We start from the raw sequence: 20986 nt of genomic DNA, 5'->3' as shown, positions 1-20986 counted from the left end.
TGGCGTCAAGAAACGCTGGAACCACCTGGCTCACGGCCGAGCTCGATGCAAGCGGGACTGAGACGCGACCGTTTCCTGTTCCCAAGTTGCATGCGCTCCTCGCCGCATCTTGGAACGCGACAGTACGCCCCGAATTCTGAAAGGCTGGGTGGAGGAACTCGGCCCTGACCCTGCTGACTACGGGACGCATTCGATGCGCAGGACCAAGGCGACGCTGATCTATCGGCGGACCAGGAATCTGCGCGCCGTGCAGCTGCTGCTTGGGCACACAAAACTGGAGTCAACGGTGCGGTACCTCGGCATCGAGGTTGATGCTCGCCCTGGCACCGCCTTGGCTCCTCGGGGGCGGATTGCCCCGCGATCATCCGACCGCCTGGAGGCGCCTCTCGATGAATGATTCGATCGCGTCGACACTGGCGACCAGGCTCCAATGCCGTCGCACCGGATGCGTGCCCGTGATGCCGCGCGCGAGGGCAAAGGTGTTTCGCACGCCCAGTTCGGCCAGGGCGCTGGCCCAGGAGGGAAGGTTGTCGGCAAAAGGCGCCGTGATGGTCAGTACCTCGGTGCCTGACCGGCAGAACAAACAGTTGGTCAGGGCAGACCCGTGGACGCCCACCACGAGATCCGAGTCGTGGAACAACTGGACCTGCTGGGCGAAGCCCAGTGTCTCGGGCTGCACGGCCTCGAACCCCCATCTCGCCGATAAGCGATCAATGAGATCGGCTTCATTGAGAAGTCGGCGCAGCGCCCCCGTGCGGCGCACGTAGATCCTGCGTTTCGGCAGCTGCCCCGTGCGTGGAGGGAGATGCTGGACGGCGCGTGAATGCAGGTATTTCATGCCTGCGGTCGATGACGGCGCCAAGCTGGGTATTTCCAGGCCTTGCGTCGTCAGATGGTAGGGGAAGTAGCAGTCAGGTCCGCTGAACAGGAGTTCGTCGGCGGTGACCAGCTCACCGGCGCCGAGCTCGACAACGGGCGGCTTGCGGCCCAACACCAGTTCCAGGGCGTCGAGATGCGTCGCGGGCATGCCGGCGTCAACGACGAAGGTCGCGGTGGCGAAGGACGGTAGGTGCTCGAGCGCGCGCAACCGAGGAAGATGCTCCATCAGCCAGTGCCCGTATTCGCACGTGCTGGCGCCGACCAGCTTGACCGCGACGCCTGCGATATGCCGGGTCTTGCCCGGCGACTTCAGCAGCAAGGTCTTGGGCGAGCGGATGGCAATCCAGCTGTCCTTCCTCCAGTTGGTCAACTCGCCCAGGGCGTGGGTGAGGTTGTCGCACAGCACCGATCCGTCGCCCAGTCGCACGACGTCGCTGCCGCCGAAGATTTGCGCGTTCGTGGCCACGGCGCCGTAGCTGCCCTGCAGGGCAGCCGCGCCCAGCGCCTCGGCGTTGGCAAAAGTGCCTCCGATCGTTTCGGGTGGGGAGACCGTTTGAATACCCGATGGTTCGATCTCTTGCCAAGTCAAGCTGCCGGTCAGGCCTGCCTCTTGCACGGTGCGCAGGGGCGCTACCGGCAGCAGCCCCCAGGGCGCGATGTCACGAAGCAACTCGAGGTCGAGGGTGCTCAGCTCTTCACCCAGTTCGAACCGCGCACGGACGTGCACTTGCCTAGCCAGGTCGACGCTTGCACCAAGGTCAAGGGCCCGCTGGGCAGTTCGCAGCACGTCGCCTCGATGCTTCTCATGGGCCGCATGCAGCGCTGCACGCCATCTTTCGCTTGCGACTTCGACGCTTTCACCTGGGGCGATGGACAAGTCGATGTTCGCGGTCACGCCCTCGGGGCGGTGTCGCATGACCGACGCGAAGAAAGCCTGCCCGTCGCCCCAATCTGGCCACTCCTCCAACAGCATTTCGACCTGTTCGGCCAGGCGTTCGAACTGATAGGTGTTGTGGAAAGTCGCCAGTCGTGCAGTCACGGACATGTCCGGATCAGGTTTCTGCAGCGCCAGCTGGGCACGCTCCACGGTCGCTGCGGCAGTGCTGTTGCGGAGCAGCTCCGGGCTCATGGCGGCCGCGGTTTGGAGCGCCTTGCGCGGCAGTCCCAATTGCCCGTAGCTGTCAAGCAGCGCCACGCTGAGTTCGGGATGGGCGGGAAAGTGTTCCAGCGCGGTCACGAGGGACCGGATCGCGGGGGCATGCATGCCGGCCTTCCAGCACACCAGCCCATGAAAGGCCAGGACTTGCGGGTTGCCCCCAGCACGCGCCAAGGCTTCCTCGCAGTACGCCACTGCCAAGTCGTGTTCACCTTTCAGGCTTTCCTGCCGCGCATGCGTCAGCAGCAGTTCAACGTCCGCCATGTATCGATGTTCTGTGTCGTCCCTAGCATTTCATCCTACAAGACGCCAAGAAGGAGGGTGTTCCAGCATATGGCAGTGCGCCGCACCGGCGAAGGGTGCGGGTGACGGCACCGCGCATGCTGGGCACGCGCTATCTCGCCCCTGGCGGCGCAGTTCCAGGCCATGCATCCGGCGTTGAGGATCGAGATCGTCCTAAGCGACGACGTCGTGGATCTTGTGGAGCAAGGCATCGACTTGGCGCTGCGCTTCGGGGTGCTCGACGACTCGACGATGACGGCACGCCTGCTGGCCCTCACCGCTCAATGTCCGGTTTGGTTCGTGCTCTCTGAGGACCGTCCCTGTACCGGTCGGAGTGCGTGTGCCCGACACGTTCCTGCATGCGCTCTGATTGACGCGCTCTCGGGCCCAGCGTCTCCACGACAAATGGCGTGTCACGAATGAAGTCGGCGATGCTTTGGGCGAGCTGGCGTTCGCCCGCATCAGGCGAGCTTGAAAGTGCCCTCATGATGTGGGACCACGCGTGCATCACGCCTACCCGGTTCTCGTAGTAGCGGTCCCCCGACTTCTTGGCAGCACCGGCGCCAGATTGGGTGCCCTTCTCTGCGGCCTGCCGACGCCACGAGGGCTCTGCCTTGCGGTTTGCTCCGCGGCAGGCCTGCGAGGTCGCCTCTGCATCCACGCCCAGATGCCGGAGCTGGGCGGCGAACGTCTCTCGCCAGCGCTGCCGGTCCGTCCAGACATTGAGACGCTCGCTGGACCCGGATTGAGCACGCACGACCAGATGCACATGCGGATGTTCACGGTCCTTGTGCAGCACGAAGACGTAGCGGCTTCCTGCCAGCTCCGACCGGGCAAACGCGCGAGCAGCCTTGAGCACGAGGTCCGGGTCGACGCCGCGTGGCATCGACAGGGTGACGTTGAGCGCCTCGCGCCGCCAGGACACCTGATCGATCAAAACGCCCGCATAGCGCCACTGTTCGACCAGGTCTTTCAGCGCGTCCTTGCCAACGCTGCGTATACCTCGATCGTCTTCTATCTCCAGGCTGGCGTTGCGGGTGATGTAGTCGAACTGCGAAGCAATGGCCCGCATGCCGCGGCCCCCGCCGACGACCTTGACCATCACCTCGGGCGCGCGACGGACCACCAGCGCTTCGATGYGCTTTCGGATGACGGCCGCCTTTCTACGCGTCAAGGTGTCCAGGCGCGGCGTCGGGGCGGCTTTCACGATGCGGTTGGGTGGATAGAAGAGCCGCTCGCCCCACTGCACCAGGACGCCGTCGATGGATGGGCTGTTCGTCATCGCCATCTCCTTGTGGACTCGAGCTCGGCCAGCATGGCGGCCGCAGGCTTCAGATGCGCCCGGACATCGTCGATGAGCGATCGCAACCGGGCGCGGTAGGAATCCAGTTCTGACGCCGGGACGGTGCCAAGCAGGCGCATGAAGACCCGCAGGTCGACGCTGAGCGCGGCGATGAGATCGGTCGACGTCATCAGCGCGGCGACCATGGCTGCATGGTCGGCCGGCAACGCAAGCGGCTGCCCCCCGTCCATCAGCATTTCCACATAACGGCTTCGAGAAACGCCGCACTCGCGTGCGCGCGCCACCAGGGCCTCGGCTCGTACCGCTGAGACGCGCAGCAGCAGACGCGTCTTGCCGTCCTGGCCATTGTCGGCGTCGGGCGCAAGTGGCCGGTCCGTCGTCGATTCACGGTCTCCCGCTTCGTCTTCAAGCATGCTCGCGACCGCCATTCGGACAGCGCAGCCGACGCTGACTCCCAGACGCGCCGCGCGCTCGCGCAGACGCGGCCCCAAACCCAGCAAATTGACGTGTACCTGGTCCCGGTTGGCGATCTCGACTTGTAGATCGGTGCTCGGCGCGGTCTTGTTCATGGAGCGATCCCTTCATCAGAACGATCGGCGGGCGACGCAGCGCTGCTGTCCCAGCCAGCAGCGAAGGCGCTCGGGTTGTCTGTCGGAGCCATGCCACCCGCCCGCGCGTACCCTTGAGCTGCACCTTTGGCGCTGCCCGGCGAACGCACCGGCAATGCAGGCAGGGGTTCCAGATGCGCATGCCATAGCCAGCCCGCAGCGACCGGGTCGCCTTCCGGCACGCCTTCGTCCGGCAACGCTTGGTCTGCGCGCACGATGCCGAGCGTCGTGGGCAGTTCGCCGCAATCCGACAACACGGCAAACGTCAGCGGGACTTGCGCCGGCAGTTCGTACGGCAGGCTTCGCGTGAAAGCCCGCCCCTCGGCGACCAGCTTGTCCACCAGCCGCTTGCCGAAACCGTCATCTACCGGCAGCCACTGGCGCGTCACCGGCATCAGGCAAAGCTCCTGCACCGCAGGAACGCCGCCATTCACGCCGAAGGTCGCGATCATGACCATGTGAACGTCTTCGCCGGTCGCCCATAGCGCGAGTTCCGCCTCGAAACTGCGCCCGAGCCGTCGGTAAAGCGACTCGTCGATCGTGAAGGCTTGATCTGGAAGGTGTTTGACGACAGCCTTGAAGCCGTAGCGCGCCGGCACGATTTCCTTGACTTCGGCGATGAGCAGCATCAACGCCACGGATCCCGCTGGTTCGGCGACGGCGCAGGACCAGGCTGYGAGGCGCCGGGTGTTGAGCGCTTCCCGCTGGTCCAACGAGAAGGGCTCGGGGATGTACAGCCGTGTACGCAACGGCTCGCGCCTTGCGATCAGCTGGCCGGCCGCGCGAAGCAACTGGCTGCGCACCGTACCCCAGCTCCTCTTGCCCGCGAAGCCCGGATGCCAGCGGGTCAATTCCGCCTGGTCCCAAAGGTAGTGCAGCAAGCCACGCAACGACAGCGTGACGCCGTCCGAGCGCACGCTGTTGCCGCCGGCTGCAGCCGCCGCCGTCACGGCGCGACCCGGCATCCGGCTCAGCGCGAATCCGAGCTTCAGCGTGGTCGTCCCGGCGGCCGGGTCCTCGAGGATCGCGCTGCCAAGCAGCTGCCCGAGGCCGGAGGTCGTCGCGGGTGGCGCGAAGGACGGGCAGTGTGTCGCGTGACGCCAGCCGGTGTCGGGCATCCGCTTGACGATGTAGCCGCCCTGCGCCTGGGCCAGGCGCGCCACATACATCTCGACGCCGGCTTCCCGGCACATGCACCGCAGCCGGCGATGGGAAGCCTGGGCCTCGGCGACGACATCCGCGAACTCGCGAGAGTCCACGGCGTACGCCTGCCCGCCGACCTCATAGACCGGGCAGGCCGCCATGACGGGGGGCATGGACGCGTTCATGGCTTGACCTCACCGCAGCCGCRCCGGCGCGGCGCGCTCGTGCGAGCGCTGCGTTTCAGGCGCCGGCGTCATGACAGCATGCGATGGCGCCGCCATGTCGTAGACCTTGAGCCGGGGTATCACGCCCTGGCTCCTGAGTTGGGCGAGCCTTTCAGTTGCTGCCGCCATGACCGCGACGCGCTGCTCCTCGGGAACCTTTTGTGCGACCAGCAGTGCCTCAACGGCCGCCAGGATCGCGTTGCGTCCGCGGCCGCTGGGCCCGGATGCCTTATCTTCAGTCGCCGCGGCAGCGCTGCGCGCGCCTTGCGCTTTGGGCTCGATGCGGTTCTCCAGGCGTGCCTCGCGTTCCCGCTGGAGCAGTACCAGATCCTGAGGACTCGGTTCGAACCCCAGGGCCTTGATCCCCCGCACCGACGCTTCCAGCCAGATCAGGCGCTTGAAGTCCTCGTGCCCAGACACGCGCAAGGCGCGCCAGCCCCGCACCTGCGCCACATTAGCATTTCGTACTGGCGCTCCCGGTCACGCGACCGGGCGATGCGCTCCTCGCTCTCCGCCATGCCTTGCAGCATCTGCACCTGGGACATCTCGTGCGCCAGCAGTGCGTTCTCGGCGCCGATGCGGGCCTGGATCTCCTGCACCGACTTCTGGTCGTTCGTGGCATTGATCTGGCCCATCAGCGACTGGATCTGAACCAGCCGGCCGGCCGCCGATTTCATGGCGTCCTGCAGCAACCCTTTGTGCTGGTAGGGCTGCGCCAGCGAAGCCTGGCAGGTGGTGCGGGCCACTCCCGTCAGGTCCATGCAGTTGTAGACCATGCTCGCGTTGCGCAGCGCCCGGCCCGTCGCGCTCAACCCCGAGTAGCCGGATGAGTTGACGGCGTTCAGGTAGGTGTAGGCCTCTGCCGGGACGTAATTCCTCAACGACGGGTTGTTGAAGATGTCCCCGAGATTGCGCACGCCATTGATGCTGTTGAGCTGGCTTTGCAACTGCGCGATCTGCTGCACCTGGTTGTTGATCTGGGTGATGCCGTCGATCACCTGCTGGATGGTCTGGACCAGGTTGGCGACGTCGATGACCGGAATGCCCTGCGCTCCCGCCCCGCCCGACCCGAGGGCAAGGACCGCGCAGGCAACCTTGAGACGAACGTGCATAACGATGCTCCTTGCTTGTTCTAGATCACGCCCGACCGCGCAAGGCAGCGAGCTTGTACGCAGCGGTTCGCACCGCGGCACCAGCGCCGGCGGCGACAGCCGCAGCAGCGCGGCCTCCAGCTGCGGCGCCGGCACCCGTCGCGTGGCCTGCGGCGTAGGCCAGACCGACGCCGGCCCGCGCGACTCCGCCCGCCGCCGCAGCAGCACTTGCACCGCGTCCACGCGACAGCGAACGCATGTTTGAGACCCGGATGGCGTTCTGGATCATCTGGACGCCTTGCTGGATCGCCGTGCCGCCGGTGAGCGCGGACGCGAGGCTTGGCGCCTGGAAGCAGATGATGGCCATGAAGATCATCAGAACGCAGTAGCGCGTGGCCTCGCCAAGAACATTGAACGTACCGCCTAGGAAACCACCTCCATCGGCAATCGCCTTGAAAATGGCTGCTCCCATGTAGGTGCTCAGGCCGAGAGCAAAAAAGGCGAACCAGGTCAGTACCACCGAGTTAAGGACCATCGACAGCCAGCTGTCGAAGAACCGTGCTGTTGGTCGCCAAGCCAGGCACAGAATGAACAACGGGCCGATCGCTATGACAAACGTCAGGAACACTTTGGCAAGCGTCACGACGAAAAGCCCGATGCAGAGGAAACAGATCGAGCCGATCGAGAAGATCGCGGCAGCCAGAACGAGATCGAGGCGAAACATGCTGGCCTCTTTCATGATGTCTGCGACCTGCGCGCTAGCGGCGTCGTTGAATCTGTCGAGCAGCGCGTAAGGAGTGGTGACGGTCGCAGGGTCGACACCGGACGGAACGAATGTCGATGCAACCCCAATCGCCAGGGCATTTGCGCTGTCCGAAACGCTTGAAATGTAGATGCCGGACTGAAGCGAGAAGGCCAGTACCAAACCTATCTTGAACGCGCGCCAAACGAAGTCCGGAACCGTTTCGGACACCTCGTTTCGCAGCACCGCCCAGCCGTACAGGGCGACCCAGATGCTGGTCGCTGTCAACGCAATTGGAGCGATTGCAGTCATCACGGTGGACACCACCCCAAGCACGTAGGCGCCGAGGATGGCGTCGAACTTTGTCCCAATCCAGGTAAACATGGAATTGATCTCCTACTGGACTGCGTCGAAGGGCAGATTGGCGGGTGGGCGGGCGAACACCTTCACGCACTTGCTACCCATATCAGGGAGCTGGCATTGCAGCCAGTCGTTGCCAAGCTTGACTACCCAAAGGCGGGAGACCTTCTTGGTGCCGTACGTCGACTTACGGCAGGTGCCAGCCCGTCCATAGACCTCAGTGCATTCTCTAAGCCCATCGCCGGTCTCGACCATATGCCAAGGACCAGCGTGACATCCTGCATTTGCGTTGCACAGCTTGGTTCTGAGGATTGGTCCAGTTGATGGCAACGGCGGCGTCTCCGCCGGCAGCAGCCGGCGATCCAGGAATTGTCGGCAGCCAGCCTGGACGTGCATGGCCAGCTCAATGATGGGATTGCGCACGTCGAGATCCTGCGCTGCTTCGGCGCCGTGGAAGAGGCCGAGCGGTCTCTGCGTCAAGCTTCTTCCTGCCTGACATCACGTTGGCTTCGGCTCCATCAACTGACCGTCCAAGGCGCGCTAGCAGCTTCTGCCGTGTTTGCAGTGGCGTTGGTGGCCTGCCTCGCGCTTACCGCTGAAGCCGTCGCAAGAGACCAGTTGAGCGTGGGCGGCTTCGTGCTGACCAGCGTCTACATCTTGCAGTTGGTGCGGCCGCTCGAAACGCTCGGCACGGCGGCCCGGGACTTGGCACGGGCAACGGGATTCATGCGGCCGTTGCTGGATATCCTCGCCGAGCGGCGCGAGGCCTGGACCGAACCGAGCGACTGCGCTGACGCCAAGTGGACGACACCTGCAAGTGCACCTTCGCTCCGGTTCGAAAACATCCATTTCGGGTATGACCCCAAAACGCCGGTCTTCTCCGGACTGGATCTGGAGATCCCAGCTGGCCGCACCACGGCGATTGTCGGGCGCAGTGGCTGCGGCAAGTCTTCGCTGGTGCGGCTACTGCTGCGGCTGCACGAACCACAGGGGGGACGCATCCTGGTGGATGGCCATCCCATCGAGTCAGTGCCGACCGCGGAGCTGCGCGCCATGATCGGCCTCGTGCCCCAGGACGCAGGGCTGGTGCAAAGGAGCGTCAGAAGCAATATCGCGCTGGGTCGGCCAGGGGAGACCCAGCAGAGCATCGAGTCCGCCGCCAGGCGCGCTCAACTTCATTGTTTGGTTGATACGCTGCCCCACGGCTACGACACGCTGCTCGGCGAGCGCGGCCAGACCTTGTCGGGCGGTGAACGACAGCGCCTGGGCATCGCGCGGGCGATGCTCAGGAAGCCCCTGATCTACCTTTTGGACGAGCCAACCTCGATGCTCGACGGCAAGACAGAAGCGGCCATCCTGCCCGCTCTGCGTGAGCTCACCTCGGAATGCACGACCCTCGTCATCGCCCATCGGCTCTCGACCATCATGCACGCCGACCAGATCGTCGTTCTTGAGGGCGGGCGGGTGCAGGAGCAGGGGCAGCACGCGGAGTTGCTTGCCAAGCAGGGGCTCTACGCTCAGCTTTGGCACCAGCAGACTGGGGGGCAGGCTTGACCTATCCCCGGCTGGGTTCGCGAGTGCACCGGGGCGTGGCATCGACCTGCGCCTTCATCTTCTCCATCTGGCGCCAAGCGTCGTATTGCGCCTTCAGTGATTCAGTCGTCTCCGCTGCCAGTGTGGGGACGGTCCGCTCCTCTCCCTTCAGCCAAAAGCGATACCAATCGACGTTGCCCTGCAGGGAGACCATCCGTTCGCTCGGCATGGCAAGCGAATGAGCGCCGCCTGGAATCAGGACCATCTCCGCCGGCTTGTACTGACGGCGCAGCAACGCGTATATGTCGAAGTTGCCATACACAGGCACACCATAGGACTCGATCCGGAGGGCGGCGCGCAGGCAGTCCGTGTTCAGCGAAGGATCGTTGCGCAGCCACTCGTCCCGCGTCGGCCCGAATGGGAGGCCCCGATTCATGTCCTCCATCTGGCGCCAGGCTTCCACACCGTACGCCACAGAAAGCTGGAAGAGCGTGTTCGTATCACCATCGGCCAGAGTCGCAGCGCGGATGGCGAGGTCCGAGAAGGTGACAAGGTTGAGGGTGGTCTCACCCGTGGTGCTGAACCCGATGATGCCCACCCGGTCGGGGTCGACCAGCCCGTCCTTGACCAGCGCGTTCACGGCGCCACGCACGCCCTCGTAAAACTGGGTCAGCTTCGTCTGACTGTCGGTGCCCGGGTCCGTGCCGCTCGTGGGCTGCAACCCCATGGCCAGAACGAGAATACCTTCGCGCACGAAGGCGCGGCCAGGGTAGGCGCTCGTGAAGCCGAAATTGAAGTTGGGGCCGTCCAGGTAGAAAGCCTCAGGATCGAAGAAATAGGTCTGGATGACCAGCGGGCGCCTGCCCGGGGGAGTCGTCTCGTCGGGCCCTAACACTCCCCCGCCCCACTCTCGCCCCTTCGCATCGCGCCACGCGTAGGGCTTCATGACGCCCCAGGCTGCAGTGCTGAACTGAGGGTTCAGCCGGGTCAGGCGCACGGTCTGGCCCGCCGGCCCATCCGCGACGACGTCGGGCGGCTCGTCCAAGGATTGTTGAAGACGCAATGACCAGGCCGTCCCGGCACCATCCACATGCTTCCCGGCGTCCGCCATCTCGCGCCAGTTCCCTGCATCCCTTCGCTGGAAGCGCCGACGCCGGTCACCATCTAGGACGACGAAACCGTCGGTCGTCGACTCGGCACCCTTGACCCGGCCGACCATTCGCGCGACCACCTGCCACCGTCCGCTCTCCGGCCAGTACTCGACCACATGGGACGCTGCTGAGGCATTGCCGCCCTTCACCATGGGCAAATGAGTCCCCGCAAGAATCACGGATTCGCCGCGGCCCTGCCACAGCCTGTCCGTGCGTCCTTGAAACCATCCCGGCAGGGCATCGTCCGGCGCGTCCACGATGGTCTGCTCGCGGCCGTCGTCCAGCCGCCAGGCCGTCATTCGGCGGGCCGTCTTGACGAGCGCGCCCGAGTAGTAGCGCAAGGGGTCTGCCTGTAGGGCCGGCGCATACCGGGTGACAACTTCAGCCAGCAACGGGTAGTCATGGCTCCAGGCGAGCGTTCGTTCCGGTTCGTAGCGGGGCAGCAATGCCCAGCGACCGTCCGGGGCGATGCTCACCTGTGGCTTTGCGAAGTTCGCTTCGAAGAACGGCTCTCCGAGCGGCCGAGGCTTTGCTGACGTCCCGATGTCGGAGACGTAGAAACGGTACTTGCGCAGCTGCGATTGCAAGCGCTGCTGGCCCCACTTGACCGTCCAGAAAGACTGGTTGCCGATGACGATGCTGCGCGCGCCTTCGGTCATCGGCGGATTGGGCACCTGCACGGCATAGACCATGCGACGCCCGTCCTTTGACACATCGAAGGACACGACGGGCGCATCCTCGCGCGTCAACGGCGTCAAAAGGCGAGAGCGGATGTCAAACCGGTAGGCCTGGTTGACGGCAGCGCCGATGCGGCCGGTAAATACCAGCGTGTTCCCGTCTAGCCATCGGACCCGCTGGACGGCCTGGTCGCCGTCATAGGGATCCTTGTCGGCATCGAAAGAAAACACGGTTTCCGGTGGGTGCGGGTTGTTGGCTCTCAGAGCATCCAGGGACAACAGCAGGATCTCGTATCGGTTCGTGTCGGTGGCCAAGTTCGCCCGGCGCACCACGACGAACGCATGCGTGCCATCCGGTGATATCTGCCGGCGGATCTCGGCAGGGTCCTTGCCTTCGGGCTGGACGATGCGGGTGAACTCGACGATGTCACGGACAGCCGGACCAGCGGCTGACGCCGCGGCTGCAGGCGGCTGCACACCAAGAAGCGCGTACGCTGCGATAAGCCAAAGAAGACGCATGAATTCGATTCCAGAAAATGCGCGGCCAACCCACCCGAGTGGCGGTGGGATGCGTGGGTCAACGAGACGCCGGTCCTGCCGGCCTGTCGCTAGCGCCGCTGCGCGGTCTACCAATCGAGCGTGAGACGCACGGTGAGGTAGCGGCCACGCCAGTCGGATTGCGTGACGTCGAAGTTCGGTGCGCCAGGTACGTACTGGGGTTCACGATCAGCCAGGTTCGTGACGCTGACCCCGAACGTCGCCGCCCGAAAGCCTTGCATCAACTCCGGGCAGAGCTTCATCAGGTTCAATTGGGCCGCCAAGTCGTGGGTCCAGTAGTTGCCGAGTCGCCTCTCACTGGTACCCACGTCGTTGTACACGCCGAGATAGCGGCTTGTCAGACCGATATTCCAGGCGGCTTGGTCCAGCCCGACGGACAGACGCCCTTTCCAGCGTGGCGCCCAGAAATCGACGAATCGACGTCCCAGGCGATCCACGATCGGCGCCCCTGGTGTCAGTTGGACTCGGTACTCGTTCACCCGGGTCGCGCCGGCCGCAACGGTCGCCCGGCCGACGGGCGTCGCCCAGCCGTAGGCCGCATCGAAGTCGGTCCCCGCCGTATCCAGATGGCCGAAGTTCACTTCAGCCGCCTTGATGCTCGTGACCACGCCGGGCATGCCGTTGGCTCCCGCTCCACGTGTGACGAAGCCTGGGAAGGCGCTTTCGTAGTTCAGCGCCGCCTGAGGCGCCAGCAGAGCAATCATCGAGCGGACTTTCAGCTGCCAATAGCTGGCGCTCAGCCGTGTACCTAGACCACCCTCCGGCTCCCACACGGCGCCGATGCCGCGGGCCTGGCCGCGCTCAGGCTTCAATTCCTTGTTCGTTGTGCGCACCAGCGTCCCCGATGTGATGGCCTCGCCTCCGCGTGCGGGATCGACAAGGCCATAGAACGCGGCGTCATCGACGAGGTCACTGACGTTGGTCTGCAGGAGCGTCGGCGGCTTGAATGAGCCCGCCGCTGAGCCTCGGATCAGCAGATTGCGCGTGGGACGTATTTCGAGTCCCCCTTGAAACGTGTTTGCGGAGCCGAAGTCGCTGTAGGTATCGCGGCGAGCAGCCAGCGTGAGGGCGGCCAGGCTCCACCCGATGCGCCCGTCTTCACGGCCGGCCAGCAGCGGCACCCGAGCTTCGCCATAGGCAGCAGAGCTGCGGCGGTTGCCGTGGATTTCGGATTGACCGGGAACAGACATGTCGTACCAGTCGCGGGCGGCCTCCGCGCCGACGACGACGTCCACGGGGCCTGCCCAAAGCTGACCTACATTGCCGCGCACTATTGCACTGGCTTGATCCTTGCGGCCCCGGTCGCTGCGAATCGTCTCTCTCAGGATGCCACGCAGCACTTCGTCTGTCGCCGCCTTGCCAGCCGTGAACGGGTTGAAGGCGGTCGCTGGGTTTGTGGACGCCAGCGCCGTGGCCAGAGCCGTCGAGTTCACCGAGTCGTTGCGGGATGCCGAACGGCCGTGATCGCTGCTCGTCGAAACGGCCAGCTCGGCATCCCAGTCCTCGCCCAGTTGGCCCTTGATACCCGCCAGTAGACGCGTGAACCTGCCCTGTCGCAGCAGCCCCTGAAACCCGCTGTCGTTGCCCAGCACCGACGAGACTCGCACGTCGACGCCAAAAGGGTTGAAGAGGTTGGCTGCAGGCACCTTGATGCTGGCTAACGTCACGCCGTAGCCCGGCGCTTCGGTCCGATCCTTGACGACCATCGCCTCACCGAACACCGACCAGCTGCCCGAGAGCCGATGCTCCGCGAGCGAATGCAACGCGAAAGTTTGCGTGCCATGGATCAACGCGGCGCCCCCACCCGTGGCATATCGGTTGCAGAGGTTGCGCGTGCCTGCGGTGGCCTGGAAGTCAGCGACCGTCGGAATCTTTCCAGGAGCCAGCTGAGGAATCGCCGCGACGCTGGTGCCAAGGCCCGGCAGATCGCCGCTGATGCTGCTCACGTTGCCCGGAGCGCAGTAGGGCTGGCGCTCATCGGTTCCGCCGACGCCCCTGAAGTCCACATCCGCAAACCGTGTGCGGTCGAGCATGGTCAGCGGTGTCGAGCGGCTGAACGACCCGAGTAGCAAGTAACTGCCGTCTTCGCCGCGTCCGCCGGTAGCGAGCGATAGGCTGCCATCACCAAAGCCTCGGCCCGTGCCCAATCGTGCGGCCAGGGAAGTTCCGTCGATGGACTTCTTCAGCACGATATTGACCACACCGGCCAAAGCGTCGCCTCCATACACGGCCGAAGATCCCGACGGCACCACTTCGACCCGCTCGATAGCTGACAGCGGAATCAGGTTCAAGTTGAAGACGCTGCCCGTGGACGAACCAACGGCCTCCAACTTGCGCCCGTTGACCAATACCAGGGTGGAGCCCAGCGGCATTCCGCGAAGCTGCACTGTGCCCTGTCCGAGGGTCCGGCTGAACCCGCCTTCGCCGGCAGAGGCGGAGACTTCGTTGAGCCCGGCCAGGAAGCGCTGCAGGCTGGACTGGCCGCTGCGTTCGATGTCCCTGGCCGTATAGACATTCACCGGCGCCGGGCCTTCGGCGTCAACGCGCCGCTACCGCGAGCCGGTAACCTCGACACGCGTGATCTGATAAACCGAATCGCCACTGCTTGGCTGGGTAGCGACGTCAACGCCGTCATGGACTGCGAGCTCATCGCCGGCACCAGCGCGACCGGACCCCGTCAAACTGTCCCGGGCCGGCACAGCCGGACGCGCCGCCGACGCTGCCGGGACTGGAGGGACAGCCTTGGCCGCGGCCGGCAACCGCACGACCACGGCCCCATCTGGCGTGACATGGACTTCGAGGCCCGCACCTTCTACTGCAGCATTGATGGCCTCCACGCCGGAAAGGCGGCCAGAGACTGGCCTGGCCATCCGCCCCGCGATGACACGCGGATCGAAGAGCACAGACGTTCCCGTCTGCCGACCGATCGCGCGCAGCGCGTCTCCCATGTCCTGTGACGGCTGCTCGATCGTGTAGCGGGCTGCGGGACTCGGCTCGGCGGCACTCGCCAGACCACAATCCAGCAGCAGTGAGATCGCCAGCGGGATTGGCAACCAGCGCACGCGCATACCAACGGTGCCTATCGAATCGAAACTTCCAAACATCTCGGTCCCTTGTCTTGTTGTCGAAGGAGTGACAACGAGATGACGGGGTTGTCGAGAGTTCTTTTGTCAGTGATTCCTCTAGCGAACGTTCTCGAGTTCCAAACGTCCGCCGTTCTCGCGCACCGCGAAACCATGCAAGGCCGCGATAGCACGGGCGAATTTGGCGTTGTCACCGGTTCGGAAGACACCGCTGACGCGCAGGCCGGCCGCTGGAAGATTGCCCGACAGCACCACTGGTGTTCGGCTGTATCGGTTCATTTCGCTAACTGCCTCTGCCAGCGGTTCGTCCTGGAACACCGCCTCGCTGCGCTTCCAGGCGATCACCTGCTCGACGTTCGGTCTATCGACGCTTGGCACCGCGGGACCGTGGCTGCCGTTTTTTCCGTGGTCGATCTGCAGCCGCTCGCCCGGTTGCAGGGTCAAGAGCTTGGCCGGAGCCAGTCTTTCGTCGCCCCGGTCTTTGGCGGGCTGCACCGTCACCTTGCCCTCGATGAGCGTCACGGCCAGTTCGTTCGTCCTCTTCGGTGAGGCGACATACCTGACTGCGAAAGCGGTGCCTAATGCGACAACTTCGCTGCCGGCCACGCGGACGACGAAGGGCCGAGACGCGTCTTTCGCTACTTCGAACAACGCCTCGCCATCATCGACGTCAACGATGCGCCGGTCCGCGCGCATGCTGACATGCAAATGCGTGTCCGTATTGAGCAGCATGCGCGTGCCGTCATCCAACACAACCGAACGTTGCTCACCAATCGCCGTGGTGTAGCTGTCCTGACCGTTCCAGTGCTGGAACAGCAACACGCTGGCCGTCAGCACGACCGCAAGGGCTCCCGCGCTCTCCCAGCGCCAGGTCGAGCCGCGCGAGACGGGGCGCTCTTCATCTTGTCGCTTGGCCGACACGGCGGCATAGGCGTCCGCCACCTTTACGCGCGGTACTTCCATCCAGACGTCAGTGCAGCGTCCAAAGGCCTCGCGATGTGCTGGCGATCGGGCCTGCCAAGATTGGAACTCGCGTTCCATCGCCGAGTCTCGATCCGGCCCATGCAAGCGGGCGACCCACAGGGCCGCCTCAGCGGCAATCTCGCGCGTCACCCGCGGCATTGCATCCGCCCCCCGGCCGGGCACGCCTGAAGGGATGTCGTTCACGGATACCAGCCTTCCATTCGTTCTGCGATCAGCAGGAGCGCCTTGGCGATGTGCCTGTGCACGCTGGTGACGCTAATGCCATGCTGGTGCGCTATCTCCTGATAGCTACGGCCATCGATGCGGTGGGCCAGCAGGATCTGCCGGGTTTGGTCGTCCAGCAGCGAGATGCACTCGCACAATCGCGCGAGCCGCTCGCGCCCGAGGAGCACATCCTCAACGCCAGGACTGCCGTCGATATGCACGAGTTCCTCCAGCATCACCTGCTCGCCACGCGTTGCGCTCAGCCGATGGGCGTCGATCGATAGGTTGATGGCGGCTCTCATCAAGAAGGCCTCGGGCTGCTCCACGGTGTTGTCGCGCTCATAGCAGGTCAACCGTACCCAGGCTTCCTGCACGAGATCATCCGCATCATGCTCCGAGCGGCCACGCCGCATCAGAGCTGCTTTCACCTTCGAGAATACCTTCGGCCAGTCGATGCTCATTGCAATACCTTCACATGCGCACCGTCAGGGCGTGCATCGCCGTGCATCTGTGGGACGCAGGCTTGACCGACGCTAGTGAAATGAAGAACCCATATCGGCGTAAATAACTTTACAACTGATGGGTCTATTTGTTCAAGCTGGGGCAGGGGGGCGCCCGGTGGCTCCACACCAGTCGCAAGTCAACCGCGGTGGCTATAGATCAACGCTCAACGGTGGCTGGCAGGTGTCGCATACCCGTACGGCGGCCACGGCAGCCGGAGCATCGTCGATTGCAAGTGACTCCTCGGCCGGAGCAAGCCGTTGCTCGATAGAGGCGCCGCACTCCTAGAAGACATTGAGCATTGACTTGCCCACACCATCCCGTGCCAGTCTTTTCAGAGGAATCGCTCGGTCGCGCCGCGGAATTTGCCATCGAAGTCTGCGGCCCGCTTTTTGCGCAACGGCGCTAGCTGCGAGCCCCACGTCACGTTCTTAAATGCCGGCCAAGGCCTATCACTGTCAGCGCGGGTGGTGAGCGGGTAGTTGGTTTTGCGAAAGCCTCGCCTCAAACTCAGCGACAAAAGCCTCGAACGGCACTCCGAGAGCTTCGACCCAGGCTCTCACCTGAATAAAGTCGAGCCCTCGCTCTCCTCTTTCGTGTTTGCTGACCTCACTCTGCGTGATCCCAAGCCAGCCAGCCAAGTCGCCCTGCGTCGCGTTGGCTGCCAATCGCGCTTCTACTAGGAGGCGCAGCAGTTGCTCCTGCTGCTTCGAATAGATCGTTTTCCGCATGGGCCCGAGGAGGTTTCTGGGCCCAACAATCAAGGCTGTTACGGACTAGTCCGAATCAGACTTTTGTGATTCAATCGAGCTGGTTGCTGAAGTCGGCCTGCTGAAGGGACTCACCCACTACGCGGGAAATAGGAGCAAGCGATGAACTTCACCCTGATCAATGCAGCGGCTGAAACCGGACCCCTCTGCCGCTCTTACGTCTGCGCAGCGTTCGATGTACTCAAGCTCAAGGTCCAGCGTGATGCTGGCGTTCAAGCCACACAACTCCTCTGGGCTGTTGGTGTCCTGACGGACCACAGTCCTCACTATCTGGGCGCTTGGCATGTCGAGGAGCCCAGGGACGCTTGGTGGCGCGCAGTCGCCAGCGATATTCATGACCGCGGCGTCGACCGGCTACGCATCGTTATCGGCCCGGATCCAGTCGAGATCCAAGCCGCCATGGCGCCCCGATACCGTTTCAGCACGGTCTTACCGGCGTCCGCGACGCTCGCCCACCCAGAGTTTGAATCGACCCTCTCTGGTCATCGCCAGTACGTCGAGCGCGCCCTGGAGGTCTCAAGTTCTCTGAGCCTGCGCCTGAAGGGGGCCGCCGCTCGCCACGGCCCGTTTTTCAGCGCGACTGCCGCCGCAGCGTTGCTGCGTCGATCGGCCGAGCGCTGCATCTCTCGCGACTGGCCGGAGCCCATCGAGCCGGCGCGCGAGCCGCGCTCGGCCAATTTCTCGGCGGTGACCGCGGCAGTCTGCTGACCGGCTTTCGCGCCGCAGGCCATGAACATTAAGAAGACCCTCGCCAGCATCCGTGCTGCCTTGCTGCGCCGCGGGAACTCGGCGCAGGACGCCGAGGACCTGGTTCAGGAAGCGTGGATTCGCCTGGCGGGATACCAGCGCGAACAGGTCGTGGCGCAGCCCGAGGCTTTCATGATGCGCACCGCGCTGAATCTTTCCATCGACGCCCACCGTGCCCGAATGACGCGTGGCGACGAGGTGCTCGTGGAGGAAGCGGTCATCATCGATCTCGCGCCCACCGCCGAGGATTCGATGCTCGCCAAGGAGCGCCTCGCACGGCTCAGCGAAGGGCTCAGCCGGCTCGGCGAAACCACTCGCGCCATCCTGTTGTCCCACCGCCTGGACGGCCTGACCTATGGCGAGATCGCGCGGGCTCGGGGCGTCAGCATCGCCACCGTGCACGCACACATTGCAAAGGCCACCTTGCAGCTCACCAGCTGGATGGAAGGCTGGTAGCCATCGAGCACACATCGATTGGCGCGCGCGTCTGGTACAGCTGCGAGATCGGTGCGTCCTGCAGCGCTTCGACCATGCGCGGGGCGATGTCGTCTTCAGCCATGGATAAATGTTGTCAGGGCCGCGGCACGCTGGACTCCAGGCAGCGAGCGGGGACGCCTGCTCAGCGGCGAGCGCAGATGCCGACCAGAGCTGCTACACGCACGCCCGGACACAGCCGCATGATCGCTGCGTCCTAACCCTCGGGCGACTGCGATCATCAGGCAGATGCAGCAGGGCATTGAACACGCATGGCCAATTCGTGGCGATGCACGGTAGCCATCGGCTCAATCAGAAACAAATAGTAAAACCGTCGCCGTTCCAAGCGCCCTGGACGGTTGGACGTGCCGGATTTTCCGGGTCGCGGCACTGGCGAAAACCCCGCCGCACCGAGCGCCTCATGAACATAACGACCACTTCGTTCGGTTCACGGATCGGCTCAGAGCATCGTTGGATGCCTGAAATGATCGAGTGCCGCATTGCCGCTTGATAACTCATCAAGCAAGCGGACTAGACAAGCATTCAGGGACGGTCTGCAATGCGCCCCGGACCTCAAGCTACTCGCCTCGGGCAATAGCCCATCAGGCGAGAGCGGGAGAGAGATCTCACCGGGAGCCAGGATGAAGTCGTCAACTCAGGTCGGCACCCACGGGGAGCCGGCACCTCAACCCAAGCCGCGTGGCACTGTCCGTCGACAAGACGCGATCGACCAGCCAGCCAGAAGATTGGGCGCCAAGCGTTCCGCACTGCACCTCCGAAAGCATCGAAAGGCTGTCCCGACATGGCACGCCGGAGTTACCGGCGCGGGGAGCCGGACCGGCGCCCAGTTGCTCGTGTCTTTTGACGGCGCCCTTGAGTTCGCGATCCATCGCGCCGCCACCGGCTTGATGATCGAGAAGCGGCTCTGGCGGCCATCGGGCCCCCGAACCGCACAGACGCTGTTCTTTCGCGACGCGGCGGGATTCGATCGCTGGTGCGAGTTGGAACCCCTCAGGTTTGACGACCCGTTGCTGCACGCTGAACTGCGCCGGCAAGGCCATGAATGCCTCGGACATCGCTGAGCTCATTGGTAACGAGACGCTGGTGAACGGGCCGGGACGCGGCGACGAGGTGCTGGACCTCCTGGCCGGATTCAGCAGCGCCGACGACGCGGAGTCGGCCGTGGGGAGGTTCCACGGCGCTCTGGAACTGATCGGTGCTGACGCCGGTGTCTTCCTCAGCGCGATCAGGGACGACGCTGCTCGAACCTCGTACCGATCTCTGCTCGCCTGCGATCCGGTCTGGGCCATCGAGTACGCAAGGCTCGGCTGGCATGAGCATGATCCATGGCTACGCCACGCTCTTCACAACGAAGAGCCGGTGCGGGACTTTGAACTGAAGCTGCTGCCCGGCGAAACTGAGTTCGTCCAGGCGGCAGCGGAGTTCGGATTTGACTCTGCGATGGTTGTCCCGGCACCGAGCAGCGCCGGAACTTCTCGTGTCGGCGTTCTCAGCCTGGGCTCCAGGCGACGTGGCTTCTTCGACAGCGATAGCTATCCGCAGATCCGCATCGTGGCGACGATGCTGGCCATGGAATTGCACAGGTGGATGCGCCGCGCTGCTCGCAAGGAGCTGCTGGTGAAGGCACGCATCAAGCCTGAAGACATCGAATTGCTCAGATACGAGCAGGCCGGGAACAACAGCAGGGCCATTGCTCAGGCGTTGCACATCGCGCCCCAAACGGTGGACACGCGCTTCCACCGACTTTGCGCGAGGCTCGACGTGCCTGATCGTCGTAGCGCGGCGCGGGTTGCCCGGCTCTACGGCCTGCTGTAAGCCGCAACCGGCAGTGAAAGATTTCCCCGTCGAATCCTGCACACGCGCTTGCCAGTTCGGCGCCTAGATTGATCTCAACGCTCACAAGAGCAGTCACGAGAGAACTCAAGGCATGAACACCGCCCACCGCCCACTGCAAGCCGGTGAATCGGCTCCTCAGGAAGTACCGCCGTGTCCAGGGCTGATTCGAGTCGCCATGCTGGCTGTCCTGGGGGCAGTCGGCGCGGCCGGATCGGCAAACGCCGCCGACGGATGCACCGTGCTCCTCTGCCTGGCCGCTCCCAGCTGGCGGGCCATTGCACAGTGCGTTCCACCGGTACGCCAAGTGCTGCGCGACTTGGCGCGCGGGAAGGCCTTCCCGACATGTGCGATGGCAGGTACGAGCAACTCGGCGAGCCACAACTGGGCTGTGGCGCCAGAGTTCTGTCCGCCCCAGTACACGCGAAGCCACGATGGTCCCAATGGTGTTGTCTACACCTGCGACTTCAGCGGCGCTATCTCCGTCACCGTGCTCGGGATGCCGTTCTACCGCACATGGTGGTCAACGGACGGCGACACGGTGACCGAGCTCAGCACAGCGGCGAAGGCGCAGCTCGGAAGCTGGGACACGCGCTTTGACGACGACTACACGACCTGGAAGGCCAGTCGCCCGTCGTCGACCGGCCCACAGTACTGAGCGC

General features: G+C 64.3%; 20 protein-coding genes and 3 pseudogenes. 7 read left to right on the top strand and 16 right to left on the bottom strand.

The features are described 5' to 3' along the window. Positions 1-48: 48 nt before the first annotated feature. Positions 49-397: pseudogene (locus tag AC1DW3_RS20855) on the top strand (tyrosine-type recombinase/integrase); the annotation flags it as partial. On the opposite strand, the gene AC1DW3_RS20850 reads toward AC1DW3_RS20855, so the two are convergent. Beyond that, positions 362-2299 (bottom strand): glycosyltransferase 61 family protein, encoded by a 1938-nt coding sequence (locus tag AC1DW3_RS20850; RefSeq protein ID WP_477934446.1) that lies wholly within the window; start codon positions 2297-2299, stop codon positions 362-364. The pseudogene AC1DW3_RS20855 and the gene AC1DW3_RS20850 sit on opposite strands and share 36 nt — an antisense overlap. 162 nt (positions 2300-2461) lie before the next feature. On the opposite strand from AC1DW3_RS20850, the pseudogene AC1DW3_RS20845 reads away from it, so the two are divergent. Next, a pseudogene (locus AC1DW3_RS20845) lies at positions 2462-2581 on the top strand (LysR family transcriptional regulator); the annotation flags it as partial. A gap of 10 nt (positions 2582-2591) precedes the next feature. On the opposite strand, the gene AC1DW3_RS20840 reads toward AC1DW3_RS20845, so the two are convergent. From AC1DW3_RS20840 to AC1DW3_RS20815, 6 genes are read right to left on the bottom strand one after another with little or no spacing between them, the layout of a single operon-like run. Further along, a complete protein-coding gene (locus AC1DW3_RS20840; protein ID WP_477934444.1) occupies positions 2592-3599 on the bottom strand; it encodes a relaxase/mobilization nuclease domain-containing protein in 1008 nt (335 codons plus the stop codon). Continuing rightward, complete coding sequence (locus AC1DW3_RS20835; protein WP_477934442.1) at positions 3596-4189, bottom strand: hypothetical protein; 594 nt, start codon at positions 4187-4189, stop codon at positions 3596-3598. Before AC1DW3_RS20835 ends, AC1DW3_RS20840 begins: the two co-directional genes overlap by 4 nt. Next, the gene (locus AC1DW3_RS20830) at positions 4186-5556 is read right to left on the bottom strand and encodes a DUF1173 domain-containing protein (RefSeq protein ID WP_477934440.1); all 1371 of its coding nucleotides are present in this window, start codon (positions 5554-5556) and stop codon (positions 4186-4188) included. The genes AC1DW3_RS20835 and AC1DW3_RS20830 overlap by 4 nt, the downstream gene beginning before the upstream one ends. 9 nt (positions 5557-5565) lie before the next feature. Continuing rightward, positions 5566-6015: a hypothetical protein gene (locus tag AC1DW3_RS20825; RefSeq protein WP_477934438.1), complete on the bottom strand. Its 450-nt coding sequence runs from the start codon at positions 6013-6015 to the stop codon at positions 5566-5568. Further along, complete coding sequence (locus AC1DW3_RS20820) at positions 5985-6707, bottom strand: TrbJ/VirB5 family protein (protein ID WP_477934436.1); 723 nt, start codon at positions 6705-6707, stop codon at positions 5985-5987. Before AC1DW3_RS20820 ends, AC1DW3_RS20825 begins: the two co-directional genes overlap by 31 nt. A 25-nt stretch (positions 6708-6732) precedes the next feature. Then, the gene (locus AC1DW3_RS20815) at positions 6733-7812 is read right to left on the bottom strand and encodes a TrbL/VirB6 family protein (protein ID WP_477934434.1); all 1080 of its coding nucleotides are present in this window, start codon (positions 7810-7812) and stop codon (positions 6733-6735) included. A 345-nt stretch (positions 7813-8157) separates the two neighbouring features. On the opposite strand from AC1DW3_RS20815, the gene AC1DW3_RS20810 reads away from it, so the two are divergent. Further along, on the top strand, positions 8158-9342 hold the full coding sequence (locus AC1DW3_RS20810; protein WP_477934432.1) for an ABC transporter ATP-binding protein: 1185 nt from the start codon (positions 8158-8160) through the stop codon (positions 9340-9342). A 1-nt stretch (position 9343) separates the two neighbouring features. On the opposite strand, the gene AC1DW3_RS20805 is transcribed toward AC1DW3_RS20810, so the two are convergent. The 7 genes and pseudogenes from AC1DW3_RS20805 to AC1DW3_RS20775 all read right to left on the bottom strand — a co-directional run bounded on the left by AC1DW3_RS20805 (position 9344) and on the right by AC1DW3_RS20775 (position 17210). After that, a complete protein-coding gene (locus AC1DW3_RS20805) occupies positions 9344-11668 on the bottom strand; it encodes an alpha/beta hydrolase family protein (RefSeq protein WP_477934430.1) in 2325 nt (774 codons plus the stop codon). A gap of 107 nt (positions 11669-11775) precedes the next feature. After that, positions 11776-13740: a TonB-dependent receptor domain-containing protein gene (locus AC1DW3_RS20800; RefSeq protein WP_477934517.1), complete on the bottom strand. Its 1965-nt coding sequence runs from the start codon at positions 13738-13740 to the stop codon at positions 11776-11778. Positions 13741-13917: 177 nt separating this feature from the next. Further along, positions 13918-14229 (bottom strand): annotated as a pseudogene (locus AC1DW3_RS20795) (TonB-dependent receptor plug domain-containing protein); the annotation flags it as partial. A gap of 27 nt (positions 14230-14256) precedes the next feature. Further along, the gene (locus tag AC1DW3_RS20790) at positions 14257-14811 is read right to left on the bottom strand and encodes an STN domain-containing protein (RefSeq protein WP_477934428.1); all 555 of its coding nucleotides are present in this window, start codon (positions 14809-14811) and stop codon (positions 14257-14259) included. 78 nt (positions 14812-14889) lie between these two features. Further along, complete coding sequence (locus tag AC1DW3_RS20785) at positions 14890-15957, bottom strand: FecR family protein (protein WP_477934426.1); 1068 nt, start codon at positions 15955-15957, stop codon at positions 14890-14892. Continuing rightward, positions 15954-16439 carry an RNA polymerase sigma factor gene (locus AC1DW3_RS20780; RefSeq protein ID WP_477934424.1) on the bottom strand — a complete coding sequence of 162 codons (486 nt, stop codon included), beginning with the start codon at positions 16437-16439 and terminating at the stop codon, positions 15954-15956. The genes AC1DW3_RS20785 and AC1DW3_RS20780 overlap by 4 nt, the downstream gene beginning before the upstream one ends. A gap of 498 nt (positions 16440-16937) precedes the next feature. After that, positions 16938-17210, bottom strand: coding sequence for a helix-turn-helix domain-containing protein (locus AC1DW3_RS20775; RefSeq protein ID WP_477934422.1), 273 nt, complete (start codon positions 17208-17210; stop codon positions 16938-16940). 141 nt (positions 17211-17351) lie between these two features. Between AC1DW3_RS20775 and AC1DW3_RS20770 the strand changes: the two genes are divergently transcribed. Both AC1DW3_RS20770 and AC1DW3_RS20765 read left to right on the top strand, forming a co-directional pair. Continuing rightward, positions 17352-17957 carry a transposase gene (locus tag AC1DW3_RS20770; RefSeq protein ID WP_477934420.1) on the top strand — a complete coding sequence of 202 codons (606 nt, stop codon included), beginning with the start codon at positions 17352-17354 and terminating at the stop codon, positions 17955-17957. 21 nt (positions 17958-17978) lie between these two features. Further along, positions 17979-18452, top strand: coding sequence for an RNA polymerase sigma factor (locus AC1DW3_RS20765; protein WP_477934418.1), 474 nt, complete (start codon positions 17979-17981; stop codon positions 18450-18452). Here the strand turns inward: AC1DW3_RS20765 and AC1DW3_RS20760 are convergent. Both AC1DW3_RS20760 and AC1DW3_RS20755 read right to left on the bottom strand, forming a co-directional pair. Further along, positions 18427-18555, bottom strand: coding sequence for a hypothetical protein (locus AC1DW3_RS20760; RefSeq protein ID WP_477934416.1), 129 nt, complete (start codon positions 18553-18555; stop codon positions 18427-18429). The genes AC1DW3_RS20765 and AC1DW3_RS20760 overlap by 26 nt on opposite strands. A 565-nt stretch (positions 18556-19120) precedes the next feature. Next, positions 19121-19546 (bottom strand): hypothetical protein, encoded by a 426-nt coding sequence (locus tag AC1DW3_RS20755; protein WP_477934414.1) that lies wholly within the window; start codon positions 19544-19546, stop codon positions 19121-19123. Between AC1DW3_RS20755 and AC1DW3_RS20750 the strand changes: the two genes are divergently transcribed. Both AC1DW3_RS20750 and AC1DW3_RS20745 read left to right on the top strand, forming a co-directional pair. Continuing rightward, positions 19530-20306, top strand: a complete 777-nt coding sequence (locus tag AC1DW3_RS20750) for an autoinducer binding domain-containing protein (RefSeq protein WP_477934412.1) — start codon at positions 19530-19532, stop codon at positions 20304-20306. The two genes, AC1DW3_RS20755 and AC1DW3_RS20750, sit on opposite strands and share 17 nt — an antisense overlap. Before the next feature lie 112 nt (positions 20307-20418). Further along, the gene (locus AC1DW3_RS20745) at positions 20419-20982 is read left to right on the top strand and encodes a hypothetical protein (protein ID WP_477934410.1); all 564 of its coding nucleotides are present in this window, start codon (positions 20419-20421) and stop codon (positions 20980-20982) included. Positions 20983-20986: the final 4 nt, after the last annotated feature.

The organism is Roseateles sp. P2_H4 (genome assembly GCF_056403315.1).
This window is presented reverse-complemented; position numbering and strand designations above follow the sequence as displayed.